We start from the raw sequence: 12,689 nt of genomic DNA, 5'->3' as shown, positions 1-12,689 counted from the left end.
CATTACCAACGAAATGCTGCATGTCTTTGATCTCCGCAATCAAAACACCTAAAACATTGACTACGTCGATACTGCTCACCCTGTTCCTGTTCTCTGCTAGTACCTATGCTGCTCAGCCTCCTCGTATCTGCGCTATCTACCCGCATCTTAAAGATTCCTATTGGCTGTCAGTCAATTACGGCATGGTGGATGAAGCCGACAAACAAGATGTCGATCTTCGAGTTCTGGAAGCAGGCGGTTACCTCAACTTAGACAAGCAACGTGAACATATGGCGTTATGCGTCAAGTGGGGAGCCGACGCAATCATTTTAGGTACAGTAGCGCCCGACCTATTTTACTCTTCACTGAGTTCAGTCTCTTCATCGGTTCCTGTGTTTGCAACTGTCAACAAACTCGTGGTTGATCCACAAAACCAAACGGCTTTAAAAGGGGAAGTTGGCGTCGACTGGTATTGGATGGGCTACTACGTCGGTGATTATCTAAAATCTAAGCACCCCGCAGGCTCTGGGCAAACCAATATTGCCCTATTACCCGGCCCCCAATCCAGTGGTGGTACTAAACCCGTAATCCAAGGGTTTTACTCTGCCATTAAAGGCAGCGACATTCATGTTGTCGACACCTACTGGGCAGACAATGATAAAGAGCTGCAACGCAACCTAGTTCAAAAAGCCATTGATAACAAAAATATTAATTATATAGTAGGAAGCGCAGTCGCGATTGAAGCGGCCATTAGCGAGTTACGTAGCGCGAATAGAGCGGACGATATTGGCCTTGTTTCGACTTATTTAAGTCACGGCGTATACCGAGGCCTATTGAGGAGCAGAGTTGAATTTGCCCCAACGGATAAAATGGTCCTGCAAGGTCGCCTCTCGATTCAGCAAGCCGTGCACTATTTGCGTGGTGAGAACTACAACAAAATTGAAGCGCCGATTATTGAGCCGCTAACACCGAATAATTTGAACCCTGAAGTGATAGCGCAATCTCTATCCCCTTCAGAGTATCGACCAACATTTTACGTATATAACGAAAACAATTAGGAAGTCTAAATGGAAAAAACGACGCGTACCCTGCCTGCACACAAACACGTCGCGCTTGTCGCACATGACAACTGCAAACCTGAGTTACTACGTTGGGTAAAAGAGAATAAAGAAAAGCTACAACGTCACTTTCTCTACGCAACAGGCACCACGGGATCGATGCTGAGCAAAGATACAGGTTTAGCGATTAAGAGTATGATCAGCGGCCCGATGGGCGGTGACCAGCAACTGGGTGCGCTAATCTCTGAAGGCAAGATAGATGTATTGATCTTCTTCTGGGATCCACTTAATGCGGTTCCGCATGACCCAGATGTTAAAGCACTGCTTCGTATCGCAAGTGTGTGGAACATTCCTGTCGCAACAAACCGAGCAACGGCCAAATTCATTATTGAATCTGAACTGATCGAGCAAGAAGTGGATATCGAAATCCCTGACTATGAAGCGTACCTTGCCAATAGAACATAAGTAAAAAATAAATAAAAAGCTCGCGAAATGGCGAGCTTTTATCAAATCTGATTCTTCTACTATCTTCCCAATATATGAAATGCTTCTCAATATTTGTGGATAATTCCATTTATTGAGCAATACAGCGAGCCATTCGACTAAAATGGAATTGTCAGGAAAACAACGCCCAGTTATCCTGTCGACGAACATTACAAAATTAATAATATATTGTTTCTATTGTCGCTGCCGGGAGATTCCCCCATGAATAAAGATGAAATGCTCAACGATGTGCTGTGCTGTCCGTTATGCGGTAGCGAGGAGTACTTGCTGTCTGATAACAACAACATGCTTTGCGCAGAATGTGGGTCCTTTTTTGAAAATGTCACACAACTCACTCCGACTCATGCGCTACTGCATAAAGTAGGTACAATGCCAACAATTTCCCAAACTGCCCCACATTAAAGCATCTCTTCAAGCTCCCGTAGGTGGCTTATTTTTTTCAGATCTAGCGTGTGATGCTTGTTGTTTAACCCGGTTAAATGAACAGTTTGCACGCCAGCTCTCACTCCAGCTTCGAGCCCTTTTGGCGTATCGTCCACATAAATACAATCTTCGAGCTTAAAACCCATGTTCATTGCACTGTAAAGGATAAGATCAGGTTCCGGTTTCCAGCTATTGGTATCAAATGCAGAGAAGATTTTCCCTTTAAAAAACGGTAACAACCCAGTCAACTCAAGGCAGCGCTCGATTTTGTCTCTCGGACCATTAGAAGCCACACAATATTCGACACCATTCTCATTGAGGTAATCCAAAACCTCGAACACCCCTTCCATTGGCTGCAATTGATCTTCAAAAAGCAGGTCGAGCTTTTGACGGTAGACAGGTTCGAGTCGATCGATAGAAACATTAACATTTAGCCTTTGCTTGGTCGCCGCTAATATGTCTGCTAGCTTACCTCCCTCAAAATGACTGACCGCTTCTTCCATCGATAACGAAGCGCCAAAATGGTTAAACGTTTCGCACAACGCTTGGCAGCACAGCCTTTCGCTGTCGACCAAAGTACCATCACAATCAAAAATTACACATTGAGCTTGAGGCTTTGCCATATCACTACCCTCTTAATTTTCTACGAGAAATAATAAGACAGATAGTGATATTTGAAATGACCAGCTTAACATTTCAATGGTTTATAAGGGATTTATAATCAGAAGTTTAAAGCGCATCACCATTTGCAACATTTTAGCTAACCATGATGCGATTCTAGAGGCAGGATAGAAGAATTTAATCTAGCTGAAGATGAGTTTCCGCTAGGTTTCTGTATACATCGCTAACTTTCAACAAACAAGCTATGAGCACTGTCATCATTCATACCTAATTTCACACACAGCGCAGCAACAAAGTCTTGTTTGCTTAGCTGCGCTGACTCGTCTTTGACAACGATATCTGAAATCAGTGAAGCATCTTCACTTTCTGTAACGATCGCTGCTGCAACCGCTTCTCCCGCTTTAAAACCTAAATACAAGCTGCATGGCTCAGAGTAAATAATTTGCGAAAGGAATTCTAAAATCAGATCTTTGTCGGCTTGGTTTTGCCAACGGCGTGCCTGTAACAAGGCAAACATAACGGTTAAACGATGAAAATCAACTAGGAAGATATCATCTTTGCCAAAGATACTCGACTCAGTCGGCACTGACTCTAATTGTTCATATTGGCACGAAGCGACCTTTGCTTTATACAGTGCTAACCCAGCGATACTCTCTTTTGTGGGATATTCAACATCGACTTGTTGATAAAGCCATTCATTTTTGATTTCAGCAATCTTAGGTATCGTCATAACGTCGGTTAGACCTGTACTCGCTTAAGGAAGTTAGGCTGAAGCTTACTAGATAACACCTTGACCTCTCAAGTCTTTTAAAACGTGATTCAGTAAAGTATTCAAAAACCTGATATGCTATCAGTACTCTATTTGCATCTTGTCTCTTTATGCTTAGTGTTATTCATTTTTGAAACGCCAGTAGGCATAGGCCTTTGTCGTTTCTTGAGTGCCCTTGATACTTGAGCCAAAGATTCGGATAACTAAACAATAGCAAGGATTTAGAATGAAAAAACTGCTCACCGCAATGCTTTTAACCGGACTATTAGCGGGTTGTTCTGACAACGAAGTTGGCGATGTTTCGCTTGGCGTTTTTACATTGAAAGACATTAAGATCGAAAACCTAAAAGATGATGTCGTCACAGGTGTTACCTGCCACATTGCTTCTATCGAAGCGGATTTTAGCCTTGCAGACCCAAGCGATAGCTCTATCTCGTGCCGCCAAACGGGTGATATCACCCCAGAAATGATCGCTCAGATTGATAAAAGCAAATCTGGTGAAGTCGTGTTCAAGAAATCAAAAAGTATCTTTTTCAAATCGATGAAGGTTAGACGAATCTACGATGCAGAAAATCAGACGCTTCTTTACCTTTCATACACTACCAAAGAGACCGACGGTAGCTTTAAGCACAGTTTATCGACCGTGCCGCTTTGGGGAACAAAAGCCTACGGTAGTTTTACCAAAGAAAAATAGCTCAATTAAGTGCCAACCACATACGGTTGGCACTTTTTTATGTAATAAATATGAAAGCAATCTTAACTTAATGTGATATTATGCGGGAAAATTTCCAACTCCACTTTAAACATGAAGTTTCCCGGACAGCGCAAATCTAAGCACTACTTTCCAACTCACGCCCGTGATCCACTCGTCAACCAGATGAAACAAACGCCAAAACTCTATCGCCCAATTGTGGTTGGTGTTGGTCAAACAATCGTTGATATTGAAGCCAGAGTCGATGACGAATTTCTCGCGAAATATGACTTGAGTAAAGGACACTCTCTAGTTTTAGAAGAAGCCAAAGCAGATGCTCTGTATGAAGAGCTTGTCGAACGTGAACTGATCACTCACCAATACCCAGGCGATACGATCGGCAACACGCTGCACAACTACTCTGTGCTCGCAGACAGCAAATCAGTATTACTTGGTGTTATGTCGCGTAACATTGAAGTGGGCTCGTTCGCCTACCGTTACCTATGTAGAACTTCTTCTCGTATGAACCTTAACCATTTACAAATGGTTGAAGGCTCAATCGGTCGCTGCTACACCCTAATTTCTGAAAACGGTGAACGTACCTTCGCAATTAACGAAGGCCACATGAATCAGCTGCGCCCTGACAGCATTCCTGAAGATGTGTTTGATAAAGCCTCTGCCCTTGTGGTTTCTTCATACTTAATGCGCGGAAAGCCTGAAGATCCTATGCCTCAAGCTGTTGCTCGCGCAATCGAGATTGCTAAATCGAAGAATGTGCCTGTTGTCCTAACTTTGGGAACGAAATGGGTCATCGAAGGCAATGCAAAGTGGTGGCAAGACTACATTAAGGAAAACATCGCTATCGTCGCGATGAACGAAGAAGAAGGTGAAGCCCTGACTGGTGAAAAAGATCCTCTTCTTGCTGCCGACAAAGCACTGGAGTGGGTAGATGTGGTTCTATGTACCGCTGGTCCGGTTGGTCTTTACATGGCAGGTTACACTGAAGATTCAGTTAAGCGCGAAACCGAATTACCTCTATTGCCAGGTAATATCCCTGAATTCAATAAGTACGAGTTCAGCCGTGCAATGCGTAAATCAGACTGTCAGAATCCAGTAAAAGTGTACTCTCATATTGGCCCGTATCTCGGTGGCCCACTTGAGATCAAAAACACTAACGGCGCTGGTGATGCTGCTCTGTCTGCACTGCTGCATGATATGGCGGCGAACAGCCACCATCAGGTGAATGTACCAAACTCATCAAAACATGATCAGCCGTACCTGACTTACTCTTCACTGTCACAAATTTGTAAGTACGCAAACCGCGTGAGCTATGAAGTGTTAACTCAGCACTCGCCTCGCCTAGCGCGAGCGCTTCCAGAGAGAGAAGATAGCTTAGAAGAAGCTTACTGGGATAGATAAAACTCAAGAGCCGCTAACTTTAGCGGCTCTTTTATTATTCAGAGTAAGGATAAAAAACAAGTTCGTCGCCTTCAACCATCATACAATCCATTTTTGCTGCATGGGCCGCCTGAAGGCCGAGTTTGGTATCTTCAAACACAAGGCAGTTGGCTGGTACTGTGTTCACCAACTCCGCCGCTTGCAAAAAGGTATCGGGATTAGGTTTGTGATTAGTCACATCCGTAGCGGTAACAACAGCATCTAACTTGTCGATTAGTTTGGCTTTGGTCAGTAGCCTAATCGCGCTCTCGCGTTGACTTCCAGTACCAACGGCAAGTTTTTTCTTACCAAAGAAATGGTTAAGAACATTCACCGTACAATCAATCGGCTCCCCATGCTCTTCAAGTGAAGCGAACGCATCCATTTTAAATCGCGATACTTCCTTAGGTTCCAGCGACATACCATGCTTCTTATTGACTTCAGCCGCGATCTTATAGCTTGGCATTCCGCCCAAACTATGTAGCCATCGCTCGCAAAACGGGAAGCCAAAATGCTCAGCGGTCTGCTGCCACGCATTTAAATGTGCAGGCATAGTGTCAATTATAGTACCATCCATATCAAATATGAGAGCTTGATATTTCTCTATGTTTTCAAACATTTATTTCTCTTTATAACTTAACTCGTAACAATGTAGCTAGCAGACAAAACTATGACCACCGTCCTAATTGATATATTTGCGAATAGCAACTAACATCACATTAACTACCTATAAATCAAATTGTTTAACAAATAAGGTAATCTCATGAATATCAAAAATAAACTGTATTCATTGGGTGCTGTCGCCATTTTAGGGGTTGTTTCGGTACTTTTAACCGCAACTCACTTTGCCCAAACCACTTCTGAACTCAATCAAGCAAGTTTATTGGTTGCCAAACTTGAAATTCGACTTCTTAATCTAAGGAGGAACGAGAAAGACTTCTTGCTCCGTAAAGACTTGAAGTATCTCGATAAATTTAACGGCAACATGGACACCTTTTTAAGCCTTGAATCTGAGCTTTCAACCCTGTTGTCGCAACATAACCTTCCTTCAAGTAGCCAACTTAAACAAGATATTCTTAAATATCAAACTGGGTTTAATACTTTAGTTCAAGCGTTTGATCAACGTGGCTTGAAACCTGAAGATAAACTGGTTGGCCGCTACAATGCTGAGCTCGCTGGTATAAAAGAATCTCTCTCAAGTGACGAACTTGTTGAGTTGTTTGAATTTAACAAACAAGTATTGGCTGGTAAATTAGACCCATCACTCATTCCGAGCGATGCCTCTTCCCTTCGATCTTCAGCGCAAGCCTATATAGACCAGAGCACACGTATTGGCCTTAAGTACAACGAAGGTTTACTCGGTGAGACACGCAACTTGTCTCACGCCGTAGAACAACAGTTTAAAGCATTTGCTTCATCACTCAATGAAGAAACAACTGTGACACAAGAGCAGCTAGAAACTTTAAAGTTTGGCGTAACTGGCTTAGCTGTTCTGATCATCTTTGGATTCATTTTCCAAATTTCACGCACAATTAACCAGCAAGTAGCCTCGTTACTTACGGCAATCCAAGAAATTGCTCGTACCAACAATGTTTCCCTACGCGCTAACTTAACTAAAAATGATGAACTCTCAGTTATCGGCAATTACTTTAATCGCTTGTTAGATGAATTTGAGCAGTTAATATCCGGGACCCAATCTAAGTCTGCTGAGTTGTCACAAAGTACCTCTAATATGCACAATGAGCTGCAACACGTTATTGAGCAGTTCCACACTCAAGCTGACCACACCAGTACTATGGCGACCTCTGTCCAAGAGATGGTCTCTACCATCAGCGAGATTTCAGAAAGTACCGCTGTCGCCGTAGAAGGTGTACAACAAGCCTCTGTTAACGCTCAAAATGGTCGTAAAGTCGTTGAAACAACCGTACAAAATATTGATCAGCTTTCATCTATTTTGGGAAATAGCCAAGAGTCGATCAGCGATCTGAACAATCACGTTGATAAGATTGGCGATGCCGTAAACATTATCCAAGAGATCGCCGAGCAGACTAACTTGCTGGCTCTTAACGCGGCTATCGAGGCAGCCCGCGCTGGCGAACAAGGTCGAGGGTTTGCTGTGGTCGCCGATGAAGTACGTGCACTCGCAAGTCGAACTCATCAGTCAACGGAAGAAATCACCAAAGTGGTTACCGCAATTCAGTCTCAGATGTCGCAAGTGGTGACCAATATTGATCAATGTAATGAGCAAGGCTCTCAAACTCTTGAGGCGTCACGTACGCTTGATAGTAGCCTGACTCAAATCATTGATGATATGACCAACATCCAAGCCAACTCTGAACGTATTGCCTCGGCAATTGAAGAGCAAGGCATTGTGATGAACCAAGTGAGTGAATCGATTACCGAGTTGAATACAATCTCTGAAGGAAATATGGGCTCAGCTCAGCAATGTATGACCGAAGTTGATCGTGTCTCTGCGCAAGCTACAGATATGGATAACGCTGTCGCTGAGTTCAAAACGTCTTAATCGGCTCAATTATCGACAATGCCCTAGCCAGTTGGTTAGGGCTTTATTTTTTCTACCGATGAAAATCTCTCTGTCGCGTTCTCATGATACATATCAGCCAAGTACTGGGCGAGTTGGTCACAGTCTATATCACTCGGGATGTAGATATCGTAAACCCTTCGGCGAATTGAAGTATCTGATTCTTGATACAGTAACCACTCTTCTCCTTTTCTTTCTACAGACATTTTATTACCGAACACATTAAAGAAGAATCTCATGCTTACTCTCCAATCTTTAAATGCAAAAAAATCCCCTCGCTAATCAGCTGAGGGGATTTTGAATTTACCAAACGTTACTCGTCATCTAAAGGAATCAGTTTAGTATTGCCACCATGGGCCTTCTCTCGACGACGCTGAACAAATGCGTAGAAGCCCGGAATTAAGAATGTACCTGCTAATAGCACACACAACAGGCCGCCGATCAACGAAATACCGAGTGAGTTTTGGCTTACATGTCCTGCACCTGAAGCGAATATCAGAGGGAAAATACCTAAGATAAACGACCACGACGTCATGTTAACGGCACGGAAACGTAGCTTACCACCTTGAACTGCAGCTTCACCAATAGGGACATCTTTCTCTTCTCGCTCTACCTTGGCGAATTCCACAATCAAGATTGCGTTCTTCGCCGCTAGCGCTATGAGTAAGACGAGACCAATTTGGGCATATAAGTTCAGAGGTGTTCCTGTTAAGTTCAGCGCAAGGAAGGAGCCCAGCGTTGCGATCGGAACAACCAATATGATTGCCAATGGTATGGTCCAACTCTCATACTGCGCCACCATAAACAGGTAAATAAAGATAAGCGCGAGAGCAAAGGCAAATATCGCTTGATTTCCGGCAAGCACCTCTTGGTATGCCATACCTGTCCATTCGTACTGGTAGCCTTGCGGTAGCACTTCAGCAGCGACGCGTTCCATAGCGGCTATAGCATCACCACTTGAGTAACCAGGAGCAGGCTGACCTTGGATCACGGCACTACGGTACATGTTGTATCGCCATGCAACGTCTGGCTCAAAAATTTGCTCATAACTAACCAGCGTACTTAGTGGAATCATTTCACCACTCGCTGAGCGTACATGGAAACGTTCTAGGTCTTCCATACCACGACGGTGTTCTCCATCTGCCTGCATCGTTACGCGGAAGTTCTTACCAAACATAGTGAAATCATTCACATACAGAGAACCTAAGTTACCCTGTAGCGTTTGGAAAACACTTGAAAGCGGAATGCCAAGCTGTTGGACTTTCTCACGGTCAATATCAACATAGTAATGTGGGACATTGGCGCGGAATGTACTAAAGGTAAATGCGATTTCTGGCTGTTTGTTAGCCTCTTCGATCATTTGACCCATGACCATTTCTAGATCGGTTCGGCTGCGACCCAAGCTATCTTCTAAGACAAACTCAAAGCCTGACGCTGCGCCCATACCCGGAACAGCTGGAGCCCCCATCGCAAATACAATCGCTTGAGGTAGCTCTGTCGCCGCAATGGCATTGATACGCTGGCCTATCGCATTGGCAGAGTGCTCACCGTCGAGCGCATTTCGCGTATCCCAATCATGTAGCTTGATAAACAATGATGCGCCATTTGAAGCTGAAGCCCCTGTCATAAATGCATAGCCGTTTGCCACGGTTACACCTTCAACACCTGGCTCATTTTGAACCAACTCTACTAGCTGCTCAGTCACTTCTTCAGTACGGGAAAGAGACGCGGTATCCGGCAGCTGAACGTTAACCAGTAAGATGCCCTTATCTTCTTGAGGAACGAAGGCAGTAGAGGTTGTTTTAGCAAAGAAGCTTACCGCTGCGACGGCCACAATAAAGAAGGTAACTAGAAGCACGCTCTTCTTAACAAGGAAACCTGCCACTTGCCCATAACGAGCGGTTACTTTTTCTAAACCCGCATTAAACGCGGTGAACCAACGAGCTGTGTTGCCACCGCCTTGTTTTAAAACCAGAGAACATAGAGCAGGCGATAGTGTTAACGCATTGATGGATGAGATGACTACCGAAATACAGATTGTTAACGCAAACTGTCTGTACATGATCCCTGTAATGCCCGGCAACATCGCGACTGGCAGGAATACTGCGAGCAAGACTAATGTTGAGGTAATGATTGGCCCTGTTACTTCCTTCATCGCAATCAAAGTTGCCTTTCTCGGACTAATGGAAGGATCCTTGGCCATAGTTGTGTCGACGTTTTCAATCACCAATATGGCGTCATCAACCACAATACCAATGGCTAGAATAAGACCAAACAGGGTTACGGTATTGATGGTGAAGCCAGTGGCTTGCATGATGGCAAACGTACCAATCAAAGACACTGGAATCGCCACGACTGGAATTAGTGTCGCACGCCCACTACCTAGGAAAAGATAGGTAACCGCGATAACTAGCAAGATGGCTTCGATGAGCGTCTTAACGACACCTTTAATCGATTCCGAGACAAACAGCGTTGTGTCATAACTGGTTTCGTACACCATACCTTCTGGGAAGTTGGTGCTTAGCTTCTCAAGCAGTTCCATGACCGCTGCACCACTTTCTAGTGCGTTGGCATCTGACTGCAGAGAAAGCACGACAATTGAAGCATCTTGACCACGGAACTTACCTGTACCGTCGTAGAATTTCTTGCCGAGTTCAACGCGCGCAACATCTTTCAAGTAGACAGTAGAACCATCACTGTTTGCACGTAAAACGACATTTTCAAATTCATCGACGCTTTCCAAGCGGCCTTTGGTTACTAGGTTAAATTGAACCTCTTGCGCACTGCTGTATGGCGCTGCACCCACTCGACCTGCGGCTACCTGAACGTTCTGTTCCGCTAGTGCAGAATAAACATCACTTGTGGTCAGGTTTAGGTTAGCCATTTTTTCAGGATCTAACCAAACACGCATCGCGTATTCGCCACCACCAATAACATTAACGTTACTGATACCTTTAACGCGAGCCAACTGATCTTTAACGTTTAGGTTGATGTAGTTGATAAGGAACTTGTCATCATACTTACCGTCTGGCGAGTAGAAGTTCAACACCATCAACATATCTGGTGACTGTTTCTGAACAGTTACACCGACCATACGCACTTCTTGCGGTAGCTTAGACTCAATCTGCGACACTCGGTTTTGTACGTTAACCTGAGCCATGTCAGGATCAGTACCAACATCAAAAGTCACATTTAAGCTATATGAACCGTCATTAGCGCTTTTAGACGACATGTAGATCATGTTCTCAACGCCGTTAACGGAGGTTTCTATGGGGTCAGCAATGGCCTGTTCAACGACCTCTGCGCTGGCACCTGTATAGTAGGCTGAAACGTTAACCGAAGGAGGGCTGATTTTCGGGTACTCAGCAACTGGTAAGATCATCAAGGAGATCGCACCTGCTAGCGTGAGTATAATTGATATTACCAGCGCGAACTTAGGACGCTGGATAAAGAAGCGACTTAACATTTAGACCTCGTTATTCAGCTGCCGGTTTTTCGTCAAAACGTACAGGAACGCCATTTCGGATACGTTGTAGACCTTGGGTTATCACCTGTTCATCAGCGCTAACGCCACTTTGAACAATAATGCCCTGCTCTAGTTGGCGACCAAGCTCTACGTTTCTTCGCTCTGCCACGTTCCCTTCTGCAACAACCATAACGAAATTGCCTTCAAGGTCGGTTTGCACAGCACGACGCGGAACAATCACCACATCCTGTGCCTCTTTCTCACGTAGTTCCACACGGATATGCTGCCCAGGTAATAGACGATATTCAGGGTTATCAACGACCGCGCGCATCGCGAGTGTGCCCGTGTTGACGTCGATACGGTTACCTAAGAAGTCGAGCCTTCCCAAATGCTCAAAAGGTTGTCCGTTTTCTAAGACGACTTGCACCTCAACCAGATCAACACCGCCTTCACCTTTTACTCTATCCATACCGAGTTCAAGGCGTTCACGCTCACTCACACTAAAGCTGGTGTGGATTGGGTCTAGGCTTACCAGAGTGGTAAGAATTCCTGACTGGGGAGAGACGAGATCACCAGTACTCACTTTACTTTGTGCAATTCGGCCTGAGAATGGGGCTTTGATTTGAGTATAAGAAAGGTTGACTTCAGCCAAATGCATTTGCGCTTTGCCCGCTTCCAATTGCGCTTTAGCACCAAGGAGCGCCGCATTTAGGTTATCGAATTCAGATTGGGAAATACTGCCTTTCGGTAGCAGGTTTTCACCGCGCTTGAAGTCTAGTTCCGCTTTTTTAAGATTCGCTCTCGCTTGAGCAAGCTCTGCTTTAGCGCTGGCTAGTTGCGCTTCAAAAGAAGACGGCTCAATCGTGTAGAGCAGCTGGCCTGCTTCGACCATTTGCCCTTCTTCAAAATGGCGAGACTTAAGATAGCCAGTCACCTGCGCGGTGATGTTGGTATCTTCAACCGCCTCGACACGGCCAATGTAAGATTTACTTTGTTGATGAGAAGTGAATTTCGCTTGCTCGGCGACAACCAATTGTGGCGGAGCTTGATTTTGTCCTTTTGTAGTTTCGCCGCATCCTACGAGAAAAAGCGCACTACTGAGCGCTGTGAAGAGAATTGTTTTTTTCATGAATAAACCGTTAGGTAATTAAAAATGGGCTTATCTAAAACTACCTAACGGCAACAAAGCAAATGTCCGA

12 protein-coding genes are annotated in these 12,689 nt (G+C 44.6%); 6 read left to right on the top strand and 6 right to left on the bottom strand.

All coding sequences use genetic code 11. The features are described from left to right. Positions 1 to 20 precede the first annotated feature (20 nt). The 3 genes from torT to LYZ37_RS18790 all read left to right on the top strand — a co-directional run bounded on the left by torT (position 21) and on the right by LYZ37_RS18790 (position 1,943). Positions 21 to 1,037, top strand: coding sequence for a TMAO reductase system periplasmic protein TorT (gene torT / locus LYZ37_RS18800; RefSeq protein ID WP_272788329.1), 1,017 nt, complete (start codon positions 21 to 23; stop codon positions 1,035 to 1,037). Positions 1,038 to 1,046: 9 nt separating this feature from the next. Then, on the top strand, positions 1,047 to 1,502 hold the full coding sequence (locus LYZ37_RS18795; RefSeq protein ID WP_004743830.1) for a methylglyoxal synthase: 456 nt from the start codon (positions 1,047 to 1,049) through the stop codon (positions 1,500 to 1,502). 240 nt (positions 1,503 to 1,742) lie between these two features. Continuing rightward, on the top strand, positions 1,743 to 1,943 hold the full coding sequence (locus LYZ37_RS18790) for a hypothetical protein (protein WP_069669435.1): 201 nt from the start codon (positions 1,743 to 1,745) through the stop codon (positions 1,941 to 1,943). On the opposite strand, the gene LYZ37_RS18785 is transcribed toward LYZ37_RS18790, so the two are convergent. Continuing rightward, on the bottom strand, positions 1,940 to 2,587 hold the full coding sequence (locus tag LYZ37_RS18785; protein WP_272788328.1) for an HAD-IA family hydrolase: 648 nt from the start codon (positions 2,585 to 2,587) through the stop codon (positions 1,940 to 1,942). The two genes, LYZ37_RS18790 and LYZ37_RS18785, sit on opposite strands and share 4 nt — an antisense overlap. Positions 2,588 to 2,808: 221 nt before the next feature. Continuing rightward, a complete protein-coding gene (locus LYZ37_RS18780; protein WP_272788327.1) occupies positions 2,809 to 3,315 on the bottom strand; it encodes a flavodoxin in 507 nt (168 codons plus the stop codon). A 265-nt stretch (positions 3,316 to 3,580) separates the two neighbouring features. On the opposite strand from LYZ37_RS18780, the gene LYZ37_RS18775 reads away from it, so the two are divergent. Both LYZ37_RS18775 and LYZ37_RS18770 read left to right on the top strand, forming a co-directional pair. Beyond that, entirely contained in the window at positions 3,581 to 4,048 is a 468-nt protein-coding gene (locus tag LYZ37_RS18775) for a CreA family protein (RefSeq protein WP_272788326.1), read from the top strand. A gap of 111 nt (positions 4,049 to 4,159) precedes the next feature. Then, positions 4,160 to 5,464 carry an inosine/guanosine kinase gene (locus LYZ37_RS18770; protein ID WP_272788325.1) on the top strand — a complete coding sequence of 435 codons (1,305 nt, stop codon included), beginning with the start codon at positions 4,160 to 4,162 and terminating at the stop codon, positions 5,462 to 5,464. 34 nt (positions 5,465 to 5,498) lie between these two features. On the opposite strand, the gene LYZ37_RS18765 is transcribed toward LYZ37_RS18770, so the two are convergent. Further along, positions 5,499 to 6,101 (bottom strand): beta-phosphoglucomutase family hydrolase, encoded by a 603-nt coding sequence (locus tag LYZ37_RS18765; RefSeq protein WP_272788324.1) that lies wholly within the window; start codon positions 6,099 to 6,101, stop codon positions 5,499 to 5,501. Between the two features lie 144 nt (positions 6,102 to 6,245). On the opposite strand from LYZ37_RS18765, the gene LYZ37_RS18760 reads away from it, so the two are divergent. After that, positions 6,246 to 8,006 carry a methyl-accepting chemotaxis protein gene (locus LYZ37_RS18760; protein ID WP_272788323.1) on the top strand — a complete coding sequence of 587 codons (1,761 nt, stop codon included), beginning with the start codon at positions 6,246 to 6,248 and terminating at the stop codon, positions 8,004 to 8,006. 35 nt (positions 8,007 to 8,041) lie between these two features. Here LYZ37_RS18760 and LYZ37_RS18755 read toward each other — a convergent pair whose 3' ends face one another. The 3 genes from LYZ37_RS18755 to LYZ37_RS18745 form a co-directional block, all read right to left on the bottom strand. Then, the gene (locus LYZ37_RS18755) at positions 8,042 to 8,263 is read right to left on the bottom strand and encodes a DUF7661 family protein (protein WP_272788322.1); all 222 of its coding nucleotides are present in this window, start codon (positions 8,261 to 8,263) and stop codon (positions 8,042 to 8,044) included. A gap of 74 nt (positions 8,264 to 8,337) precedes the next feature. After that, positions 8,338 to 11,490 carry an efflux RND transporter permease subunit gene (locus LYZ37_RS18750; RefSeq protein WP_272788321.1) on the bottom strand — a complete coding sequence of 1,051 codons (3,153 nt, stop codon included), beginning with the start codon at positions 11,488 to 11,490 and terminating at the stop codon, positions 8,338 to 8,340. Positions 11,491 to 11,500: 10 nt separating this feature from the next. Next, on the bottom strand, positions 11,501 to 12,619 hold the full coding sequence (locus tag LYZ37_RS18745) for an efflux RND transporter periplasmic adaptor subunit (RefSeq protein WP_272788320.1): 1,119 nt from the start codon (positions 12,617 to 12,619) through the stop codon (positions 11,501 to 11,503). Positions 12,620 to 12,689: the final 70 nt, after the last annotated feature.

The sequence above is a fragment of the Vibrio tubiashii genome, from assembly GCF_028551255.1.
Lineage (GTDB): Bacteria > Pseudomonadota > Gammaproteobacteria > Enterobacterales > Vibrionaceae > Vibrio > Vibrio tubiashii_B.
The sequence above is the reverse complement of the archived record's forward strand: the minus strand, read 5'-3'. Positions and strand labels throughout refer to the sequence as shown.